General features: G+C 62.1%; 20 protein-coding genes. 11 read left to right on the top strand and 9 right to left on the bottom strand.

The window, feature by feature from the left end; translation table 11 throughout:
• Nucleotides 1–110 precede the first annotated feature (110 nt).
• Complete coding sequence (locus HMPREF2993_RS08090) at nucleotides 111–1,376, bottom strand: AMP-binding protein (protein WP_371325905.1); 1,266 nt, start codon at nucleotides 1,374–1,376, stop codon at nucleotides 111–113.
• 366 nt (nucleotides 1,377–1,742) lie between these two features.
• Nucleotides 1,743–2,363: a TetR/AcrR family transcriptional regulator gene (locus HMPREF2993_RS08085; RefSeq protein ID WP_246818623.1), complete on the bottom strand. Its 621-nt coding sequence runs from the start codon at nucleotides 2,361–2,363 to the stop codon at nucleotides 1,743–1,745.
• Between the two features lie 112 nt (nucleotides 2,364–2,475).
• Here HMPREF2993_RS08085 and HMPREF2993_RS08080 point away from each other — a divergent pair, with 112 nt between their 5' ends.
• The 10 genes from HMPREF2993_RS08080 to HMPREF2993_RS08035 all read left to right on the top strand — a co-directional run bounded on the left by HMPREF2993_RS08080 (nucleotide 2,476) and on the right by HMPREF2993_RS08035 (nucleotide 10,634).
• Entirely contained in the window at nucleotides 2,476–2,934 is a 459-nt protein-coding gene (locus HMPREF2993_RS08080) for a hotdog fold thioesterase (protein WP_070701858.1), read from the top strand.
• Nucleotides 2,935–3,045: 111 nt separating this feature from the next.
• Entirely contained in the window at nucleotides 3,046–4,032 is a 987-nt protein-coding gene (gene paaA / locus HMPREF2993_RS08075) for a 1,2-phenylacetyl-CoA epoxidase subunit PaaA (RefSeq protein WP_046648768.1), read from the top strand.
• Between the two features lie 47 nt (nucleotides 4,033–4,079).
• A complete protein-coding gene (gene paaB, locus HMPREF2993_RS08070) occupies nucleotides 4,080–4,367 on the top strand; it encodes a 1,2-phenylacetyl-CoA epoxidase subunit PaaB (protein WP_070701856.1) in 288 nt (95 codons plus the stop codon).
• Nucleotides 4,364–5,200, top strand: a complete 837-nt coding sequence (paaC, locus tag HMPREF2993_RS08065; protein WP_070510123.1) for a 1,2-phenylacetyl-CoA epoxidase subunit PaaC — start codon at nucleotides 4,364–4,366, stop codon at nucleotides 5,198–5,200. Before paaB ends, paaC begins: the two co-directional genes overlap by 4 nt.
• Before the next feature lie 27 nt (nucleotides 5,201–5,227).
• Nucleotides 5,228–5,767, top strand: coding sequence for a 1,2-phenylacetyl-CoA epoxidase subunit PaaD (gene paaD, locus HMPREF2993_RS08060; RefSeq protein WP_070510120.1), 540 nt, complete (start codon nucleotides 5,228–5,230; stop codon nucleotides 5,765–5,767).
• Nucleotides 5,767–6,927, top strand: coding sequence for a 1,2-phenylacetyl-CoA epoxidase subunit PaaE (gene paaE, locus HMPREF2993_RS08055; RefSeq protein ID WP_070510117.1), 1,161 nt, complete (start codon nucleotides 5,767–5,769; stop codon nucleotides 6,925–6,927). Before paaD ends, paaE begins: the two co-directional genes overlap by 1 nt.
• 11 nt (nucleotides 6,928–6,938) lie before the next feature.
• Nucleotides 6,939–7,715, top strand: a complete 777-nt coding sequence (locus tag HMPREF2993_RS08050) for an enoyl-CoA hydratase/isomerase family protein (RefSeq protein ID WP_070701854.1) — start codon at nucleotides 6,939–6,941, stop codon at nucleotides 7,713–7,715.
• Nucleotides 7,716–7,789: 74 nt separating this feature from the next.
• Nucleotides 7,790–8,986 carry a thiolase family protein gene (locus HMPREF2993_RS08045; protein WP_070701852.1) on the top strand — a complete coding sequence of 399 codons (1,197 nt, stop codon included), beginning with the start codon at nucleotides 7,790–7,792 and terminating at the stop codon, nucleotides 8,984–8,986.
• Nucleotides 8,987–9,754, top strand: a complete 768-nt coding sequence (locus tag HMPREF2993_RS08040; protein WP_070701850.1) for an enoyl-CoA hydratase/isomerase family protein — start codon at nucleotides 8,987–8,989, stop codon at nucleotides 9,752–9,754.
• A 28-nt stretch (nucleotides 9,755–9,782) separates the two neighbouring features.
• Nucleotides 9,783–10,634 carry a 3-hydroxyacyl-CoA dehydrogenase family protein gene (locus tag HMPREF2993_RS08035; protein ID WP_070701848.1) on the top strand — a complete coding sequence of 284 codons (852 nt, stop codon included), beginning with the start codon at nucleotides 9,783–9,785 and terminating at the stop codon, nucleotides 10,632–10,634.
• Here the strand turns inward: HMPREF2993_RS08035 and HMPREF2993_RS08030 are convergent.
• From HMPREF2993_RS08030 to HMPREF2993_RS08000, 7 genes are all read right to left on the bottom strand, one after another.
• A complete protein-coding gene (locus HMPREF2993_RS08030) occupies nucleotides 10,622–11,359 on the bottom strand; it encodes a response regulator (protein WP_070701846.1) in 738 nt (245 codons plus the stop codon). The two genes, HMPREF2993_RS08035 and HMPREF2993_RS08030, sit on opposite strands and share 13 nt — an antisense overlap.
• Nucleotides 11,356–13,953: an ATP-binding protein gene (locus tag HMPREF2993_RS08025; protein ID WP_070701844.1), complete on the bottom strand. Its 2,598-nt coding sequence runs from the start codon at nucleotides 13,951–13,953 to the stop codon at nucleotides 11,356–11,358. The genes HMPREF2993_RS08030 and HMPREF2993_RS08025 overlap by 4 nt, the downstream gene beginning before the upstream one ends.
• Before the next feature lie 23 nt (nucleotides 13,954–13,976).
• Complete coding sequence (locus HMPREF2993_RS08020; RefSeq protein ID WP_049146693.1) at nucleotides 13,977–14,528, bottom strand: potassium-transporting ATPase subunit C; 552 nt, start codon at nucleotides 14,526–14,528, stop codon at nucleotides 13,977–13,979.
• Nucleotides 14,529–14,558: 30 nt separating this feature from the next.
• Complete coding sequence (gene kdpB / locus HMPREF2993_RS08015; RefSeq protein ID WP_070701842.1) at nucleotides 14,559–16,628, bottom strand: potassium-transporting ATPase subunit KdpB; 2,070 nt, start codon at nucleotides 16,626–16,628, stop codon at nucleotides 14,559–14,561.
• Nucleotides 16,625–18,337, bottom strand: coding sequence for a potassium-transporting ATPase subunit KdpA (gene kdpA, locus HMPREF2993_RS08010; protein ID WP_370876133.1), 1,713 nt, complete (start codon nucleotides 18,335–18,337; stop codon nucleotides 16,625–16,627). Before kdpA ends, kdpB begins: the two co-directional genes overlap by 4 nt.
• Nucleotides 18,337–18,432: a K(+)-transporting ATPase subunit F gene (kdpF, locus tag HMPREF2993_RS08005; protein WP_039672809.1), complete on the bottom strand. Its 96-nt coding sequence runs from the start codon at nucleotides 18,430–18,432 to the stop codon at nucleotides 18,337–18,339. Before kdpF ends, kdpA begins: the two co-directional genes overlap by 1 nt.
• A gap of 285 nt (nucleotides 18,433–18,717) precedes the next feature.
• Nucleotides 18,718–19,116: a PaaI family thioesterase gene (locus HMPREF2993_RS08000; RefSeq protein ID WP_070701838.1), complete on the bottom strand. Its 399-nt coding sequence runs from the start codon at nucleotides 19,114–19,116 to the stop codon at nucleotides 18,718–18,720.
• A gap of 102 nt (nucleotides 19,117–19,218) precedes the next feature.
• On the opposite strand from HMPREF2993_RS08000, the gene paaZ reads away from it, so the two are divergent.
• Nucleotides 19,219–21,279, top strand: coding sequence for a phenylacetic acid degradation bifunctional protein PaaZ (gene paaZ / locus HMPREF2993_RS07995; RefSeq protein WP_070701836.1), 2,061 nt, complete (start codon nucleotides 19,219–19,221; stop codon nucleotides 21,277–21,279).
• The last annotated feature ends 32 nt before the right edge of the window (nucleotides 21,280–21,311 follow it).

The following is a 21,311-nucleotide window of genomic DNA, read 5'->3' as shown; positions in this document are numbered from 1 at the left end:
GTCTTTTCTCTATGGGTGCAGAAGCACGGTGGATACAGTTAAAGCCAGTGAACGAAAGGGGCAATGAGTGAGGCGGGGCGTGCCGAAGAAGCCGAGAACGCTGCAGTGTTTTACTGATCGCGGTTGTCGACGATCCTCTTGGCCTTGCCCTCACCGCAATCGACGTGGTCAGTAATCTCGACGCCAACGGTGACGCCGATGCGCTCCTTAATCTGTTTCTTCAGCCACGCGGCGGAGGCATCGATCTGATCAGGAGTAGCCTCCGAGGAGTGCTCAACCACCAGGGTGAGGTGGTCCATACGGCCACGCTTGCTCAGCACGCACTGGTAGCGCGGGCGAAGCAGGCGGTCCTCGGTGATGATCTCCTCGAACTGCGACGGGAAGCAGTTCACGCCACGCAGGATGATCATGTCATCGTTGCGAGCGGAGATGCGGTCGATGCGGCGCATCGAACGCGCAGTGCCCGGGAGCAGGCGGGTGATGTCGTGGGTGCGGTAACGAATGATCGGGAAGGCCTCCTTGGTGAGGGAGGAGATGACCAACTCGCCGTACTCGCCGCCTGGAACCGGCTGCATGGTCTCCGGATCGATGATCTCTGGGTAGAAGTGGTCCTCCCAGACGGTCAGGCCATCCTTGGTCTCGACACATTCTTGGGCCACGCCAGGGCCCATTACCTCGGAGAGGCCGTAGATATCGGTGGCCGTAATGCCGAAGCCTTCTTCGAGTTCGCGGCGCATTCCCTCGCTCCACGGCTCGGCGCCAAAGACGCCGGCGCGCAGGGAGGATTCGCGCGGATCCAGGCCTTCCTTGCGCATGCGGTCAAGGAGGTTGAGCACGTAAGACGGCGTACCCAGAATTGCGTCCGGCTGGAAGTCCTGCATGATCTGGATCTGGCGCTCCGTCTGACCACCGGAGGTCGGAATCGCCGTGGCTCCTAGGGCCTCAACGCCATAGTGAGCGCCCAGGCCGCCGGTAAAGAGGCCATAGCCGAACGTAATCTGCACCTTATCGCTCTTGCGCAGGCCGCCTGCCCGCAGCGAACGGGCTACGAGCTCGGCCCAAATACGCACGTCATTCTCGGTGTATCCCACGACGGTCGGGCGACCCGTGGTGCCGGAAGAAGCGTGGATGCGGGAGATTTGGTTCTGGCCAACAGCAAACATCCCGAAGGGGTACTCCGCGCGAAGGGTTTCCTTGTCGGTGAACGGGAACAGCGCAAAGTCCGAGAGTTCCTTGAAGTCATCCGGGTGAACGCCCTTCTCATCGAACGCACGGCGGTAGTGCGGGACGTTGTAGTACGCGTGGCGAAGCTCGTTCTTCGCGCGCGCGGTCTGCAGCGCAATGATTTCATCGCGGGAGGCGTACTCAATGCCCATCTGGGGGCCGTGGTGGTCAGAGAAGATATCAAACGTTGCGGTCACGTCAGTTGCCTTTCATTTCGAGGAGAGGGGAATACCACACCCTTTAAGCTCCCTCGAAAGTGCTGCAAGAAGTTGGTTAGCTGGGACAACGCACAAAAGTACGTTAATTACTTACCGTTCGGTTGGGTAAGTCTTGTGACGTACACTACAGGCCGTTGTGGTGATAGACAACACAATTAGGCCAAGTTTTTGAAGCGCGACACATCATCGCAGGCCACGGCGGTTTCACCGACAAAAGAAGCCCCCACCCCCATATGGAGCCCCAACGGCGGAGCGAAACGCTCGCCCCCGACTAGCCGATCGACTACTTGCCCATCGCGACTAGCCCGTCGCTTGCGGAGCTAGGCCGCCAAAAACAACACTCTCAAAAGCGCTGGCCAGCTCCTCGGCACCAAGTCGCCCCTCCGGCTCGTACCAATCAGACGTCGAGTTAATCATTCCGAAAATCATGCGGGTCAACAGCGGAGCCTCAATGTCGGAGCGGATAGCCCCCTCCTCCTGAGCAGCCTCCACCAGCGGAACCACGGAACGCGTCAGCGTACGGCGGCGCTCCAACGCGCTCCGCTCCACCTCGGAGTTTCCACGCAAACGGAGCAAGAGCGCGACAGACTTCGGGTCGGAGCACAGCACCTCAATCGAGCCACGCAACAGCCCGCGCACCCTCTCCCCCGCCGATACATCGGCCGCGGCCATCTCTTCCGCGACCGCTTCCAAACGGCTCAGTGCCTGCACTACCGTGAGCTCCAAAATCTCTTCTTTCGACGAGATGTGGTGATAGAGCGCGGACTTAGAAATCCCCAATTCGCTCGCCACGTTATCCATCGACGTGGCGTCGTAGCCGCGGGCTGTAAAAGCACGGACAGCTGCACGAATGACATCTTCACGGGAGTAGCCGGGGCGGCCACGTGCCGCGCCCTGGACAGCGGATTTCTCATTCTTCACGCAGTCCATTCAAGCAGAGAGCCCCGAGCACCGTTAGACTAGTGAGCCACCACACCCCTTTTCGCTCCTTCGGCAGCACTGCGGAAACCCCTTACCTCAAGGAGGAATTCCCATGAGCACCGAGCACCCCATCCTCGCCCCCGGCGTCGCCGAAGGCCCCGAGTTCACCCACGTGCGCACCATGTTCGACGATGACCGTGCCACCGCGGAGATTGGCGCGAAAATTACCGCGCTAGACGTCGGCAGGTGCGAAGGCCACTTCACCGTCCGCCCGGAGATGTGCAATGGACATGGCACGGCACAAGGTGGCTATCTATACATGTTTGCCGATTCCATCTTCGCCGGCGTTTGCAACTCCGGTGGCGACTTGGCCGTGGCCGCGCACAATTCAATCCACTACATCGCCCCCGCCTTCGAAGGGGATGTCGTTGACGGGGTTGGGGTGACCCGCCAAGCCTGGGGCCGCAACGGCGTTGTCGATGTCACCCTCAGCATCAAGGGAAAGCCCATCGCCGAATTCCGCGGCACGTACCGCGTGCTGCCCGCCAAGCCCCAGAACCGCAACAAGTAGGGCGCAGCTCACAAACTTGGTTGACATAGCTCACACATGCCCCATATACTGACCAACCAGTCAGTAAGTATCACCGAGCCGACACTGAGCAGAGAGGGAACGATTCCTCCCATGACCCCATCAGAGAAAACACTCGCCGCCGTCCCGGCCGCGGATGAAGCACAAGCACAGCAGCGCTTCGACGAGCTCATCGCCGAAGACTCCCGCATCGAGCCCACCGACTGGATGCCCGCTGCCTACCGCAAGACCTTGACGCGTCAGATTTCCCAGCACGCGCACTCCGAAATCATCGGCATGCAGCCGGAGGCCAACTGGATCAGCCGCGCGCCTTCGCTCAAGCGCAAGGCCATCCTCATGGCCAAGGTGCAGGATGAGGCCGGCCACGGCCTCTACCTCTACTCCGCCGCGGAGACCTTGGGCACCTCGCGCGACGAGCTGGTTCAGCAGCTGCTCGACGGCACCGCCAAGTACTCCTCCATCTTCAACTACCCGGCGCGCACGTGGGCCGACATCGGAGCCATCGGCTGGTTGGTGGATGGCGCCGCCATCTGCAACCAGGTACCGCTCTGCCGCGCCTCCTACGCCCCATACGGTCGCGCCATGGTGCGCATCTGTAAGGAAGAGTCCTTCCACCAGCGTCAAGGTTGGGAGATCCTCTACGAGCTGTCCCACGGAACCCCCGAGCAGAAGCAGATGGCGCAGGAAGCCATCAACCGTTTCTACGGCCCAGCACTGCAGATGTTCGGCCCGCCGGATGATGACTCCCCCAACTCCAAGCAGTCCATGGCATGGAACATCAAGCGCTTCTCCAACGACGAGCTGCGCCAGCGCTTCGTGGACATGATTGTCCCGCAGGCCGAAGCCCTTGGCCTGCACTTCGAGGACCCGGACCTGAAATGGAACGAAGAGCGCGGCCACTACGACTTCGGCGAGCTCGACTGGTCCGAGTTCAAGGCCGTCATCAAGGGCGAAGGCCCCTGCAACGTGCAGAGGATGCAGCGACGTCGCCAAGCGCATGCCGACGGCGCGTGGGTCCGTGAGGCTGCCGCAGCCTACGCCGAGAAGCACCACTCGGCTGACACCTCGCTTATCGCCTAAGCCCAAGCACACTGCCCAACCAGCCACGACACTTTAAGGAAGATTCCATGTCCAGCTCCACCTGGCCCATGTGGGAGGTCTTCGTACGCTCCTCCCGCGGCCTTTCCCACGTTCACGCCGGCTCGCTCCACGCACCGGATGCCACCATGGCCCTGCGCAATGCCCGTGCCCTTTACACCCGCCGCAACGAGGGAACCTCCGTCTGGGTTGTGCCCAGCGAAGCCATTGCCTCCTCCGACCCGGACTCCAAGGGCGGATTCTTCGAATCCCCGCAGGGCAAGAGCTACCGCCACGCCACGTACTACGACAAGTCGGAAGGAGTGCCGCACCTGTGACCGGATTTGCAGCCGCCGATTCTGCGACCAAGCAATCGCAGGGCAACGGCATCACCGCAGAAGACATCGCCGCCTCCGGCGCAGTGGCCCCCGAGGACACGGCTCGCTATGCGCTCATGCTGGGCGATGACGCCCTCATCCTGGCCCAGCGCCTGGGCTGGTGGATTTCCCGCGCGCCGGAGATGGAAGAGGACATCGCACTGGGCAACATCGCCCTCGATCTCATCGGGCACGCCCGCTTCCTACTGACCTACGCCGGTACCGCATGGGGCAAGACCGAGGATGACTTGGCTTACTTCCGTAACGAGGAGGAGTTCCGCTCCGCGCGCTTGGTCGAGCAGGAGAACGGGGACTTCGGCTACACCATCGCCCGCCAGCTGCTCTTCTCCTACTACCAGTACGGGCTCTACACGGCCTTGCTGGAGTCGCAGGATGAAACCATTGCGGCGATCGCGGCGAAGGCCATCAAGGAAGTCGAGTACCACGTCGACCACGCCAACCAGTGGATTCTTCGTCTGGGCCAAGGCACCGAGGAGTCCCACCGCCGAATCACGGAGGGCCTGATGTACATGTGGCCCTACCTTGACGAGCTCTTCGAAGACCTCCCGATCCACGAGAAGCTGGCGGCAGAAGGCATCGCAGTTCTGCCCTCGAGCCTGCGCGCGCAGTTCGATGAGCGCATCGCCTACGTCCTAGACAAGGCAGGTCTGGCCATCCCGGACGTCAAGCAAGCCCGCTCCGGGCAGCGCACCGGGCGTTTCTCCGAGCACCGCGGTTTCATCCTCGCGGAGATGCAGTCCTTGGCGCGCCAACACCCCGGCGCGACCTGGTAAAGACAAGGAAAGGACCAAGGTTTCATCGTGTCCATCACAGATAAATCCCACCCGCTGCGCCCCACGCAGCCTGACGACGCCCACGTGTGGGACGTCGCCGCCGAGGTGCCCGATCCGGAGATCCCCGTGATCTCTATCGCCGACCTTGGAATTCTTCGGGACGCTCGCCTAGATGGCGATACCGCGGTGGCCACGATTACCCCCACCTACTCCGGCTGCCCCGCCATGGAACACATCACGGCGGACATCACCACAGCGCTGACCGATGCCGGCTACGCGAAGGTGCGCGTCGATCTCGTGCTCCACCCGGCGTGGACCACCGACTGGATGACGGAGACCGGCCGGCAAAACCTCAAGGACTACGGCATTGCCCCGCCCAGCGGTAAAACCCGGGCCACGCCGGAAGGTCCTATCCCGCTCACACTCGAACCGCCGCCGGCCATCGAATGCCCCCACTGTGGCTCCCGCCGCACACGTAAGCTTGCCCAATTCGGTTCCACCTCCTGCAAAGCTCTCTACAACTGCCAGGATTGCTTGGAGCCCTTCGACTACTTCAAGGTGCACTAATGACCACGACCCCGTCTGCCCCCACAAAGAAGAAGGCCACGTTCAACACCCTGACCGTGTCCGAGGTGCGCGCCCTGACTTCAGACTCCGTGGAGGTTTCCTTCGCTATCCCTCCGGAGCTCCAGGACGACTATGACTACATCCCCGGCCAGTACGTTGCACTGCGGGCAACCATCGACGGCCAGGAAGTCCGCCGCTCCTATTCCATCTGCGATGTGCCTCGCGACGGCGTGCTGCGCGTCGCCATCAAGCGCGACCGCGGCGGCGTGTTCTCCACGTGGGCCAATGACACCCTGCAGCCCGGCGACACCATGGACGTGATGAACCCGCAGGGCGCGTTCACCTCGAAGACCCACCTGACCGGGCTTAACAACCCGGAAGCCGTGCGCGCGGAGCTGGAGAAGCTCGAAAACCCGCACCTCGTGGCCATCGCCGCCGGTTCCGGCATCACGCCGATCATGGCGATCGCCCAGACCGTGCTCCACACCTCCCCCGACACCACTTTTGAGCTCATCTTTGCCAACAAGGGTGGTGGCGACGTCATGTTCGCCGAAGAGATCGGTGACCTCAAGGACAAATTCCCCACGCGCTTTGCCGTGCACCACGTCCTCTCCCGCGAGCAGCGCGTCAACCCGCTGTTCTCCGGACGCATCGATGCTGAAAAACTCCAGACCCTGCTGGATAACGTCGTGCGCACGGACGCTGTCGACGAGTGGTTCCTCTGCGGTCCCTTCGATTTGGTGCAGCTGGTGCGCGATGAGCTGGCCAGCCGCGATGTCGGTGAGAAGGACGTGCGCTACGAGCTGTTCACCACCGGTAAGCCCTCTGGGGATCAGAACCAGGCCGGGCGCCACGTCGAGGTGGATCCGGAAGGCGATAACGTCAGCATCAACTTCCAGCTCGATGGCCTCTCCGGCTCCGTGGAGTCCCCGGTTTCTGCCAACGAATCCCTGCTCAACGCCGCCCTGCGCGTGCGCTCCGACGTCCCCTTCGCCTGCGCCGGCGGCGTGTGCGGCACCTGCCGCGCCAAGCTGGTCGAGGGCGAGGTCGACATGGCGGAGAACTACGCGCTGGAGGCCGATGAGGTCAAGGCTGGCTACATCCTGACCTGCCAGTCGCGCCCCACCACGCCCACCATCGTCCTCGACTTCGACGCCTAGGAGAAACATCCATGATCGACCTGCACCACGACGCCGAAGCCGGGGTTATCGAGCTCGTACTCAACAACCCGAAGGCCCTCAACTCCCTCGCGGAGGAAGACCTCGCCGAACTCTCTCGCTGCCTCGATGAGGCCGCGCAGCTTAGCCCCCGCGCACTCATCTTGCGCGGTGAAGGCAAAGGCTTTTGCGCCGGCCGCAACATCAAGGGGCTCAACCCGCGCGAAGACGACGCCACCGCCTACCTCGCGGACGTTGTCACTCCCGTGCTCACAAAGATCGATAACTTCCCTGCCCCCACCTTCGCCGCCGTGCACGGCCCCTGCCTGGGTGTCGGCCTCGGTCTCGCTTTGGCCTGTGACGTCGTCTACGTTGCCGAAGATGCCAAGTTCGGTTCCCCATTCGCCAACCTAGGCGCCACTCTCGATTCGGGAGGGCACTCCCTCTTCGTCGAACGCCTCGGCACACACCGCGCGATGGACCTCATCATCACCGGCGAACTCATCTCCGGTGCGGAAGCGGTGCGCGCTGGCCTCTTCTCCCGTGCAGTCCCGGCAGAGGAGCTGCTGGAGTTTACCCGGGGCGTCGCCCAGCGCGCAGCCCGCGGCGCCACCCAAGCTTTTCTCACCAGCCGCACCCTGGTCCAGGACATCCGTGACAACGGCACCGGTTTGTGGGCCAGCGTCGATGCCGAGAACACCGCCCAAGGAAAACTCTGCGATACCGAGGACTACTACGAAGGCTTCGCCGCTTTCAATGAGAAGCGCCCGCCGGTCTTCCGCGGACGCTAAAACCTCCAGACCTTCTAGAACGCATACCGCGCAGTTCACACAGCGCAGTACACACACAATAGTTAAGGAATCATATGACTGCATACCTGGTATCCGGCTTCCGCACCCCCGTGGGCCGCTACGGCGGCGCACTGTCCTCGGTTCGCCCAGATGACCTCATGGCCACCGCCATCAAGAAGACGGTGGAGGAGGCCGGACTCGATCCCTCCGCGGTGGATGAAGTCATCATCGGCAACGCCAACGGCGCCGGCGAGGAGAACCGCAACGTCGCCCGTATGTCCTGGCTGCTCGCCGGGTTCCCGGACACCGTTCCCGGGATGACGGTCAACCGTCTGTGTGCTTCGGGCATGTCCTCGATTGCCCTGGCCACCGCCCTCGTGGAGTCCGGCCAGGCGGATATTGTCATCGCCGGTGGCGTCGAATCCATGTCCCGCGCGCCCTGGGTCTTGGAGAAGCCGAGCAAGCCTTTTGCCAAGCCAGGCCAGGTTTTTGATACCTCCATTGGCTGGCGTTTTGCCAACCCAAAGTTCGCGGAGCAGGAGAAGATGACCTACTCCATGCCGGAGACCGCCGAGGAGGTGGCCAACGTCTTCGGCATTAGCCGCGAGGAAGCCGACGCCTTCGCCGTGCGTTCCCAGGAGCGCGCGCTCGCTGCTATCGAAGCCGGCAAGTTCGCCAGGGAGATCGTGCCCATCGAGGTCACCGACCGCAAGGGCAACGTCACCGTCGTCGACACCGACGAAGGCCCCCGCCCGGGCACCACGATGGAGATCTTGGCCAAGCTGCGCCCGGTGACCTCACTGGGTGACGTCACCACGGCGGGTAACGCCTCCTCGCTGAACGACGGCGCCTCCTGCGTCATTGTCGCCTCCGGCGAGGCTCTCAAGAAGCACAACCTGACCGCCCGCGCCCGCGTGGTGGCCAACTCCGCGCGCGGTGTGCGCCCGGAGATCATGGGCACCGGCCCCATCCCGGCGACCCGCGACGTGCTGGAGCGCGCCGGCTGGGAGCTCGACAGCGTGGACGCCGTCGAGCTCAACGAAGCTTTTGCCACTCAGTCACTGGCCTGCATCCGCGAGCTGGGCTTGGACGAGGACAAGGTCAACGCGTGGGGCGGCGCCATCGCGCTGGGCCACCCGCTGGGTTCCTCCGGTTCCCGCATCACGTTGACCCTGCTCAACCGCCTGGAAACGGACGGACTGCACCGCGGCATCGCCACGATGTGCGTGGGCGTGGGCCAGGGCACCGCGATTGCGATTGAGAGGGTGTAGATGACTACTGCCATTGAGATTTCAACGCGCGGCGAGAAGGACGAGATAGTCGTCGCCAAGCTCAACCGCCCCGAGGTGCGCAACGCCATCGATGAGCAGATGGTGACGGAGTTCCACGAACTCTGCGCGCAGCTCGAGTCCGATCCCCGCATCCTCATCATCACCGGCTGCACGGTGGACACCCCGAAGGGCCCACGCGGGATCTTCGCTTCCGGGGCAGACATCGCGCAGCTTCGTGAGCGCCGCCGCGAGGATGCCCTCCGTGGCATCAACTCCGGCATCTTCCACCGCATCGCCTCACTGCCGGCCCCCGTCATCGCGGCGGTGGATGGCTACGCCCTCGGCGGCGGTCTGGAGCTAGCGCTGGCCGCTGACTTCCGCGTGTCCACCCCCTTTGCCAAGTTTGGACAGCCCGAAGCCGGCCTGGGTATTGCCGCCGCTGCGGGTGCTACTTGGCGCCTCAAGGAGTGCGTCGGCACGCCCCTGGCAAAAGAAATCCTGCTGGCCGGGCGCATCCTCAACGGCGAGGAGGCACTAGCCAACCACCTGGTCAGCGAGCTGCATGAGCCGGATGCGCTTGTCGACGGCGCCCTGGAACTAGCCGGGCGCATTGCCCAGCAGGACCCGCTCGCCGTGCGCTTGACCAAGCAGCTCATCGCCATGCCAGATGCGGCGCACCCGGCGGTAGACAACATCGCCCAGGCCGTGCTCTTTGAGTCCCCCGCCAAGTTTGAGCGGATGCAGGCCTTCCTGGACCGCAAGAAATAAACCTTCCACTCACAAGGAGAGTCAACTCATGTCCTCAGTACTGCAGGTTCCTGCCAAGGTCAGCGTGCTCGGCGGCGGCCGTATGGGCGCAGGCATCGCTCACGCCTTCCTGGCCGCCGGCGCGTCCGTGACCGTGGTGGATATCAACGATGACGCCGTGGCCGCCGCCCGCGAGCGCGTGCACAAGGCCATCCGCGGCTCCCTCGACCGCGGCGCGGAGGGCACCTTCGAATCCTGGGATGAGCGTCTCAGCTTGTCCACCGCCGCCTCCGCCTTTGCAGGCTTCGACCTCGTGGTTGAGGCAGTTCCGGAGTCGATGGATCTCAAGGTGGCCGCCTTCCGGGATATTGCTGAGGTGGCCCCGCAGGCCGTCGTCGCCACCAATACCTCCTCGCTGTCGGTATCGCAGCTGGCGGAAAGCATCCCCAACGATGTCATCGGCCTACACTTCTTCAACCCGGTTCCGGCCTCCAAGCTGGTGGAAGTGGTTGTTGCCGAGTCCACCCCGGAAGCGCTCGTGGAGACAGCCAAAGGCTGGGTCGAGGGCTTGGGCAAGACCGCGGTGGTGGTCAAGGATGCCCCTGGCTTCGCTTCCTCCCGCCTCGGCGTGGCCATCGCGCTGGAGGCCATCCGCATGGTGGAGGAAGGCGTGGCCTCGCCGCGCGATATCGACAATGCCATGGTGCTGGGCTACAAGTTCCCCATCGGCCCGCTGGAGCTGACCGATATCGTCGGACTAGACGTGCGCCTCGGCATCGCCGAATACCTCGAATCCCAGCTGGGTGAGCGTTTTAGTCCGCCACAGCTCATGCGCGACATGGTTGCCCGCGGGGAGCTGGGCCGCAAGTCCGGCAAGGGCTTCTACGACTACTCCGAGTAGCCACTCCCTCCCACACCCGGCTCGGGCACCACGAAGCGGTACCCCAAGCCGGGCTCGGTGAGGAGGAAGGCGGGATTGGCTGGGTCATCCTCTAGCTTGCGGCGCAACTGGGAGGTGTAAATACGCAGGTAGTGCCCCTGCCCCTCAAAGCCTGGACCCCAGATTTCAGAAAGCAGATCCTCTTTGCGTACCAAGCCGCCGTGGGCGCGAAGCAACGTGGTGAGCACGCCCCACTCGGTGGGGGTCAGGTGCAGCGGCTCGCCACCTTTGGTGATGGAATGGTGCGGAACATCAATCACGATATCCCCGGCGCGAACCACAGCGATCTCAGTGCGCCTCACCGGACTCTGTGGGCTACCATGCCGCAACGCCACTCTCACGCGGGCTAGAAGCTCCTCCATAGAGAAGGGCTTGGTCACGTAGTCGTCCGCGCCGCGGTCGAGAGCTGCGGCGCTAAACAGCGGATCGGAGCGCGCCGTCAGGATGATGACCGGTACCGCAGACCACCCGCGGATTCCTTCCAACGCGACGGTGCCATCCATATCCGGCAGCCCCATGTCCAAAATCACAACGTCTGGCTGCTGCTGCGACACCACCTGTAGTCCCTCTGCGCCTGTACGCGCCTGGTGAACCTCGTAGCCACGAGCCTTGAAGTTAATACTCAACGTATTAAGTAGGCGGGGGTCATCGTCCACAATGGCGATGCTGGTTTTCTTCGTCGTCATTTTTGTTCTCCTCCCGCGACGGGAAACCGCAATATAAAGGTTGCGCCCGGGGTGGCAGCCACCTCGATGCTACCGCCCATGGCCTCTACAAAGCCTTGGACAACAGAAAGACCAAGGCCTACTCCGTTGTCGTTGCTGGTATCACCCAAACGCTGAAACGCTTGGAACAGTTCCTTCTGCTTCTCCGGTGGGATGCCCGGGCCTTCATCGACGACCATCAGTTCTACCTGTTCGGTGGTGGTCTGGGCACTCAAAGTAACGTCGCCGGTTGGCGCATAGCGCAAGGAGTTATCGAAGAGATTGGCCAAGACGCGCTCCATGAGCGCCGTATCCGCGCAGCACGTAACTCCACGCACGCTAGGGTCAAGGTGAATGCGCCCAATTTGCTCTCGGGAATGCCCAAAGGCACAGGAAGCGATGGCGCGATTAGCCACTTCGGCCACCTCGACGATGTCTCGGCGGGCGGTTATGGCGCCAGCTGTGAGCCGGGAGTAATCCAGCAGGTTGGTTACCAATCCGGTAAGTTCCTCGATGCTCGCCGCAGTTTCTGCCAAAAGCATGTCCTGGTCTTCGGGAGTGAATTCAATGTCAGCGTTGCGCAACGAGGACACCGCCAACTTGGCCGTCGCCAGCGGGGTACGCAGGTCGTGGCTCACACTAGACAGCAGCGCTCGGCGCAACTCGTCAGCAGCGGCTATCGCATCTGCGCGCGCGGCCTCAGCAGAGAGCTTTTCGCGGCGAACAATGCCTGCGAGATAGCCCGCTACCACGGTGACCAGACCTCGGTCACGAGCAGACAATGCCGGGCCCTCGAGACGCAGCTGAACCGTGCCATCTGCGCTCGCAACAACGGTGTCCACTTCCTGTTCATGGCGAATTTTTTCGGGAATATGAAGGTGTTTCGAGGTGCGTTCGGGGGTAGCTGCGCGCCAGGTGGCAAGAACGTCACCGTTTTCATCCAGCAGCTCTGCTCTACGACAATTAAAAGCCTCCCCCACCTTGCGCATCACGGCATCTTTCGGGGAAGAATCCGCGCGGCGATTCAAGGCGGCGCGGGAAAACACCGTGAGTAGCTCGGCATCGCGCGCAGCAATAGCCGCGTTCGCACGCTCAATCTTGGCGCGGCGCACGAGCATGCCGACGGCCAGCGCAATAGCCACCATGACTACGGCGATCACGGCGTTAGCGGGATCAGCAATATCGAAGGTATGGATCGGCTCGGTGAAGAACCAGTTGACCGCTAGGCCGGAAGCCACCGCCACCACTACGGCCGGCCACAGGCCTCCTAGCAAACTGACAAGCAGGATGAGCGCAAAGTAGAACGCGGAACAAGTACCTGTTCCCAAATCCTGACCGTCCGCCTGCACCAACAGCGCAGTGAGCCCCACGAAAGCTAACGCTGAGCTAAGCCACGCGATGGCACGCTGCGGGAAGGGGCGGAAAGGATGCAGCATCCGTGTGAGCGGAAGTGGTTTTTCCGGGGGAAGGTTGACTATGTGGCAGTCAATCGAGCCGGATTCACGCAGCACCGTTTCCGCTACCGTACCGTGCCAGTGCACGCCGAAACGACGCCGCGGCGAGACCCCCACTACGAGCTGGGTGGCGTTGACACTCCGGGCAAAATTAAGCAGGGCTTCTGGGACGCTGTCCCCGGTAACCTGGTGCAGTCGTGCGCCCACATCCTGGGCTAAGGACTGCAGCCGGGCGAGCTGTTGCGCTGATCCCCCCACCGAGGAGGAACGAGAGGTGAAGGAATCACCGAAAACAACGTGGACCACGTGCAATTCCGCCGAGGATTTTGTCGCAATGCGCCGCCCGCGGCGGATAAGAGTCTCAGCATGGGCAACGTTTTGGATGGCCACAACCACCCGCTCACGCGCTTCCCACGTTTCGGTGATTTTCTGATCCGAGCGATAAGTGATGAGTGCCTCATCAACCTGATCCGCTAGCCACAGCAGTGCCAACTCGCGCAGCGCGGTGAGATTTCCCACGCGGAAGTAGTTGTTGAGTGCAGGCTCAATGCGTGCCTCACGGTACACGTGGCCGTCGCTCAGACGGGTGCGCAACAGCTGAGGGGAAACGTCAACAAGCTCGATCTCATCGGCAGCACGTACTACCTCGTCCGGCACTGTTTCCTGCGGCGCGATACCCGTGATCTGCTTGATAACGTCGTTGAGGCTCTCCAGATGCTGGATATTGAGAGTCGACATGACGTCAATTCCGGCGTCCAGAATCTGCTCAATGTCTTCCCACCGCTTCTCGTGAACCTCGCCGCGCGGGTTAGAGTGAGCAAACTCATCGACGAGAACGATCTCCGGGTGCCGCTGGATAACCGCCGTGGTGTCCATTTCACCCGCGGAAATGCCCTCGACAGCGCGCCTCGGTACAATCTCCAGCCCCTCGCACAGGGCCTTGGTGTACGCGCGCCCGTGGTCTTCCACGACCCCAACGACAACGTCGCGGCCTTGGTCGACCAGCGTGTGCGCTTCGCTGAGCATGGCGCAGGTTTTGCCCGCGCCGGGAGCGGCGCCCAACAGAATCTTCAGGGTGCCGCGTTTGACCCGCGTCGGGGGTGTCGTCGGTTCGGTCAACATTGCTTCATCTTATGAGCTGATCTTTATGAGCAGGGGGTAGGCGTGGGCAATGCAATGTTGAGTGTGGTCACATTTACCGTGTCCTCACCCAAGAAACCCAGGCTGGCATGCTCAGTATTGTCTGCAATCAGCTTCTTCACGTCTTCGATACGCATACTCTGTTCCCGGGCCACACGCGGAGCCTGCAGCTCCGCGTACTCAGGGCTGATGCCGGAATCCACGCCGGAACCGGAGCCGGTAACGGCATCGGCAGGCACGTGCTCCACTGATACGCCTTCGCGCTGAGCAATCTCCTCTCGGCGTTCCCGGATGGCCTTCTCTAGCTCCGTGCTTGATGTGCCGTAGTTACTCATACCTTCCGCGCGGGCGAAGAAGTAGGGGCCATTTTCCAAGCCATCCTGAATCTGAGTGGAACCGACCAGGCATTCACCCTGGTAGATAAGGTTTCCCTCGGCAGATTTCGGGGTGATGCGAGATATTCCCCACACCGCGGCCGGATAGATCATGCCCAGCGCGACGACGCATAAGAACACGGCGACGAATCCGGCGATGAGATTACGCAGATAAACACGCATTATTGCTTCCTTTTTCTTTGCAGGTTTTCTTTATAGGCCTGGAAGGAGGGAGACGACATGGTCGATAACCCAGATGCCGATGAAGGGGGTAATAACACCGCCGAGACCCCAGATGCCGAGGTTTCGACGCAACAGTGAGGACGCGGAGGCCGGCTTGTAGGACACACCCTTGAGCGCCAATGGGATGAGCGCGACGATGATGAGCGCGTTGAAAACAACTGCGGACACAATGGCGGACTCAGGGGAATGTAGGTGCATAACGTTGAGGCGCTCCAAGTGCGGCAACTGCGTAGAGAAAAGCGCCGGCAGGATGGCAAAGTACTTCGCCAGGTCATTGGCCAAGGAGAAGGTAGTCAACGCGCCGCGGGTGATAAGCAGCTGCTTGCCAATTCGGACGACATCGATGAGCTTTGTCGGGTCAGAATCCAAGTCCACCATGTTGGCAGCTTCCTTCGCCGCGGAGGTACCAGTGTTCATGGCCACGCCCACGTCCGCCTGGGCCAGCGCCGGGGCGTCGTTAGTACCGTCACCCGTCATGGCCACCATTCGGCCTTGTGCTTGCTCCTCACGGATGCAGGCGAGCTTGTCCTCTGGAGTAGCTTCGGCGATGTAATCATCGACGCCGGCTTCCTTGGCAATGGCTGCTGCGGTCAGCGGGTTGTCACCGGTCACCATGATGGTCTTGATACCCATCTGACGCAGTTCAGCGAAGCGCTCGGCCATGCCGGGCTTGACGACGTCACTCAGTTGCACCACCGCAATAACCGTGCGGCTGCCATCGGATTCTTCCACAGCGACAGGCAGCGGGGTGCCACCGTCTTGTGCAATCTGGGTTACGGAATCCTCGATCTCTTGCGGCCAGGTGCCACCTGCTTCAGTCACCCACTTGCGTACGGCATCGCCAGCGCCTTTGCGCAGCTTGCGGTGAGCCAGGTCGAGACCGGACATCCTCGTCGACGCGCTGAATGGAACGACCTCCGCACTCCGCGCTTCTGTATCTCCTTCGCTGGACAGGGAGTAGTTTTCAGTCAGCCAGGCCACGATGGAGCGACCTTCTGGGGTTTCATCCGCTAGGGAGGAAATGCGAGCAATCGCTGCAGCCTCGCGCTCGTCAACGCCCGAAGCCACAATCAGGCCGGTGGCCTGGCGGTTTCCGTAAGTGATGGTGCCTGTCTTGTCCATGAGGAGCGTGGCGACGTCACCAGCTGCCTCCACCGCACGGCCGGAGGTGGCCAGAACGTTGTGGCGAACGAGGCGGTTCATTCCGGCGATACCGACTGCCGAAAGTAGGGCGGCAATGGTGGTAGGGATTAGGCAGACCAACAGAGCGATAAGGGATAGTGGCGAAAGCTCCGCGCCGGTGAATAGACCCATCGGGGCAAGCGCAGCGACGGCGACGAGGAAGAGGATGGTCAGCGTGGAGAGCAGGATGCTCAGCGCAATCTCGTTCGGAGTCTTGCGGCGTTCCGCGCCCTCCACCAAGGCGATCATGGTGTCAACGAAGGTGGAGCCCGGTTCGGATGTGATTTTGACCTTGATGGAATCAGAGAGCACCACGGTGCCGCCGGTCACGGCACAGCGGTCACCGCCGGCCTCGCGGACCACAGGGGCCGACTCACCAGTAATAGCCGATTCATCTACGGTGGCAGCACCTTCGATGACGTCACCGTCACCCGGGATGGTCTCCCCTGCTTCCACACGCACGATGGCACCCTTGGTCAGCCCGGACGCGGGGACCACTTCAATGCCAGAGTCAGTAATGAGATTGGCGGTGGCATCATCGCGCACAGAGCGCAGACTGTCTGCCTGGGCCTTGCCACGGCCTTCGGCATAAGCCTCGGCGAAGGCGGCAAAGGCAATGGTGAACCACAGCCATACCGTCACAACCCATCCGTAAAAGCTGGGGTTGAGGATGGACCACACAGTGGTCAGTGCGGCGCCGACCCACACGACGAACATCACGGGGTTGCGTACTTGGGCGAGCGGGGACATTTTGCTCGGCAGCGTTTTCAGCGCCGCAGCCGCGAGGCCGCTGTTCTTCTCCGGTGCGTTGCTATGAGGAGTCTTATCCGGCTCAGCGGTGATGGTGTGGGTTGTCATGATAGTGCCTCCGAAATGGGACCCAGGGTGAGGACGGGGAAGAAGGTGAGTGCTGCGACCAGCAGGATGACGCCGATGGTCAACAGGGAGAAGGTGATGCCGGACGTGGGCAAGCTGCCTGCGGTGGTGGCCTGGCGCTTCTGCCCTGCCAGGCTTCCGGCCAGGTATAGGGCGAAGACGATCGGCAGGAAGCGACCCAACAGCATGGCCAAGCCCAACGTGATCTGCCACCAGGGCTCAGTCACCGTCAGTCCAGCAAAGGCAGAACCGTTGTTATTCGCCGCCGAGGTAAAGGCGTAAAGAACTTCCGACAGGCTGTGGGCATTATCAGCCGTTCCCGGCGCACCGAAGTTGGTCGCTGAAGCTTCCACGAGCTTGCGCTGCGCCACGGAAGCGCCGACACCCACAAGAACCAGAACCGGCATGGTGAGGATGTACAGGCTGACCGCTGAAATTTCCTTGCGGCCAATCTTGTTGCCCATAAACTCCGGTGTGCGGCCCACTAGGAGGCCACCGATGAACACAGCGAGGATAGCCACAACCAACAAGCCATAGAGGCCAGTACCCACGCCGCCCGGCGCGATTTCACCCAGCAGCATGTTGAGGATGAGCAGACCACCGCCCAGTGGGGAATAGCTATCGTGCATAGAATCCACCGCACCAGTCGAGGTACCCGTGGTAGACACGGCGAACAGTGCTGAGGCATCAATGCCTAGTCGCTGTTCGATACCTTCCATGTTGGCGCCTGCCAACTGAGACGCACCGCCGACAAGGGTGTGCTGTGCCCAAGTCACCAGAACAACCATGACGGTCCACAAACCACCAGCCACGCTGAGCAGCGTCCACGCGTGCTTCTGCGACTTGAGCATCACACCATACGTGCGAATCATGCAGAAAGAGATGACAAGCAGAGAGAAGATCTCCACCAGGTTGGTAAAGCCGGTCGGGTTCTCAAACGGGTGCGCAGAGTTGGCACCGAAGATGCCACCGCCGTTGGTACCCAGGAGCTTAATGGCTTCCTGGCTGGCCACGGGAGCACGGGAAATATCTACACCGGACTCCGTAACCAGGTTCGAGCCAAAGGTTTGCATGGTTCCGCCGAGGACGAGCACGGTGGAGATGAATAGCGACAGGGGAAGCAGGATGCGGACGAGGCCGCGGGTGAGGTCCACCCAGAAGTTGCCGATGAGGTGCTGACCATTCTCGGTTGCCAACGTATCGCGGTCATAACCCAAGTGGCCGATGCCGCGGATCAAGGCAACAGCAACACACATGCCCACTGCGGCTGAGGCGAAGTTTTGCACGGTCAGGCCCAACATCTGGGAGGCGTTGGTCAGGGTATCTTCACCCGAGTAGGACTGCCAGTTGGTGTTGGAGGTGAAAGAAGCCGCGGTGTTGAAGGCCATCCACGGCTCCACTGCGTCTTCGCGGGCGTTGCCAAAGCTTGGCAACACTGCTTGGAGCCGCTGCACTGCGTAAAGGACGAGGACGGAGGCCAAGCTGAAGCCCAGCAGCGCACGAGTGTAGTTCTTGGCGTTATGGCCCCGGTTAGGGTCAATACGCAAAATTCTGTACACAAGGCGCTCGACAGCCCAGTCTTTTTCAGAGGTATATGTGCGGGCCATCCAATTGCCCAGCGGCACGTAGGCCGCCGCTAGAAGTGCAAGGAGGGCAAGATACTGCGGCGCCACCGCCGCAATGCTAGCGATCATGCGAAACGCTCCGGGTCAATAAGGGAAATGATGAGATAAGCCACGAGCGCGACAACAATGATGAGCCCGATGACTGCTGTGATGGTGTTCATGTTCTACGCGTCTCCGTCCATAAACTCGTTGATGGAGGAAGGACCGCTGAACACAAGGACCACGATCACTATGACCAGAATGTCCAACATGTGGGAGAGACCCCCTTGGGTGAAAGCGATACTAGGTGTGCTCGGTGCCCCAAAGCACCAAGCGCCGGTGCATAGTGCACCTGCCGAGCACTGACGTTAGGCCCGTTCTCCCTGGGACCTACCGGTTATTTGCGGCTTCTTTACGCCTCTCTACCCCGATTTTTACGCTTTATTTACACCCGCCTTTACCCCCGCCTACTTAGGGTCAACGAGCGCGTTCGTGATGCGTGCCGTGCACAGCCTCCTCCCCTCCTCATCTGTAATGACGATCTCGTGGGAGCACAGCGTCTTGCCCAGCTTGATGGCGGTGGCCGTCGCCGTAACCAGGCCGGTGCGCCCGGAGGCGTGGTGTGTCGCATTGATGTCCACGCCCACGGCGACCTTGCCCAGCGTCGAAGCATGAATCACCGCCGCCCAGCTGCCGACGGCCTCGGCGATGCAGGCCATGGCACCGCCGTGGAGCAGACCGAAGGATTGGGTATTGCCCTCCACCGGCATGGTTGCTACCACCCGTTTAGCCGACTCTTCCAGGATTTCTACGCCCATCTTCTTGTCCAGCTCACCCAACTGAATCTTCCATACCTCTGCGGCCATGCCGTGCTCCTTACTTAATCCTAGAAATGTGACGCAGACTATACTAGCCTGTATTTACTGACCAACCGTTCGGAAACTAATGGAAAGGCCAAACTTTTCGCTATGACTGAAGCCCTCGTCCCCAGCTATCTCTCCGGCCAGTGGCTCACCCCGGACAACCCTTCGCGCGTTGCGGACGTGCACGACGCCTCCACCGGGGATGTCGTCGCCCTAGTTAGCGCCGAAGGCCTCGACATCGCCGGCGCCATCGATTACGCCCGCAGCACCGGGCGCGAAGGGCTACAGAAGCTCACCTTCCACGAGCGCGCCCTCAAGCTCAAGGAGCTGGCGATCTATCTCCAAGATCACCGCGAAGAGCTCTACGAACTGGCCAACAAGGCCGGCGCTAACAAGCGCGATAATTTCGTCGATATCGACGGCGGCATTTCCACCATGTTCACCTTCTCCTCGAAGGGCCGCCGCGAGATGCCCAACTGCACCGTCATGCCGGATGGTGAGGCGGAGGTCTTTTCCAAGGACGGCTCCTTCATTGGCCGCCACATTTACACCTCGATCCCTGGCGTTGCGGTGCAGATCAACGCCTTCAACTTCCCCGTCTGGGGCATGCTGGAGAAGTTCGCCCCGGCCTTCATCGCGGGCGTGCCCTCCATTGTTAAGCCAGCGACACCGACCGGCTACATCACCGCGGCGTGTGTTCGCCTCATGATTGATTCCGGAATCCTGCCGGAGGGCAGCTTGCAGCTCATCTCCGGCTCCGCCCGCGACCTGTTGGATCACCTGGACTATCGCGATCACGTGGCCTTTACTGGCTCTGCTGATACTGCGAATACCCTGCGCGCACACCGCAACGTCATCGAGGGCGGCATCCAGTTCAGCGCGGAGGCGGACTCCCTCAACGCCGCCATTCTGGGCACCGATGTCACCGCGGATTCCCCGGAGTTCGACGCCTTCGTCAAGGCAGTCTTCGGCGAGATGACCTCGAAGGCGGGTCAGAAGTGCACCGCCATCCGCCGCGCCATCGTCCCGCACGCGCTTGTCGACGCCACCATTGACGCCCTCAGCACACGCCTTAGCGACAAGGTGGTCGTGGGCGATCCGCGCGATGCTTCCGCCACCATGGGCCCACTGGTCTCTGCGGATCAGAAAGCTGACGTCGCAGAAGCCGTCGAGAAGCTCAAAGCAGGCGGCGGTGAGATTATCTACGGCGGCGAGGAGGCCGAGGGCGCCTTCTTTAACCCCACCATCCTGCGCTTTGCCGATAACCGCGCCCCAGCTGTCCACGACACCGAGGCCTTCGGCCCCGTCGTCTCCTTCCTGGGTTACGACTCCCCCGCCGAGGCCATCGAGCTCGCCGCCTTGGGCTCTGGCTCGCTGGTTGCCTCCGTTATTACGCATGACCCGCAGCTGGCACGCGAGTATGCACTCGGCATCGCCGCCCATCACGGCCGCCTGCACTTCCTCGACCGCGATGATGCGAAGACGTCTACCGGCCACGGCTCTCCCCTCCCGCACCTCGTCCACGGTGGCCCGGGCCGCGCCGGCGGCGGCGAAGAACTGGGTGGTGTGCGCGGCATCCTGCACTACATGCAGCGCACCGCCGTTCAGGGAACCCCGGACCACCTCACCGCCATTACCGGCCAGTGGCACCGCGGCGCAGCCGTGCAGCGCGTGACCCGCGCCGACGTGGAAAACGGCCAGGGTACCCACCCCTTCCGCAAGGACCTGGCCACTCTGCAGATTGGTGACCAGTTCGCCTCCGATCTGCGCCACGTCTCCCTCGAGGAAATCCTCGAGTTCGCGGAGAAGACCGGCGATACCTTCTACGCCCACACCGATGAGGAAGCCGCCACCGCCAACCCCTTCTTCCCGCGCCGCGTCGCACACGGTTACCTGCTGGTCTCCTGGGCAGCCGGCCTCTTCGTGGAGCCCGCACCGGGCCCGGTTCTGGCCAACTACGGCCTGGAGAACCTGCGCTTCATCACGCCGGTGACCTACGACGATTCCATCCGCGTGGAGCTCACCGCCAAGCGCATCACCCCGCGCGTGACCGATGACTACGGCGAGGTCTGCTGGGACGCCGTGCTCTACAACCAGGAGGACGAGATCGTGGCGACCTACGATGTCCTCACCCTCGTGGAGAAGGTCAACACGACCTACGCCTAGGCCACAACCTCGGCATAAAGATGATGCTGTGC

The sequence above is a fragment of the Corynebacterium sp. HMSC068G04 genome (assembly GCF_001814885.1).
GTDB classification, from domain to species: domain Bacteria; phylum Actinomycetota; class Actinomycetes; order Mycobacteriales; family Mycobacteriaceae; genus Corynebacterium; species Corynebacterium hiratae.
Note: the sequence above shows the minus strand (reverse complement) of the source record. Positions and strands in the feature narration are given on the sequence as shown.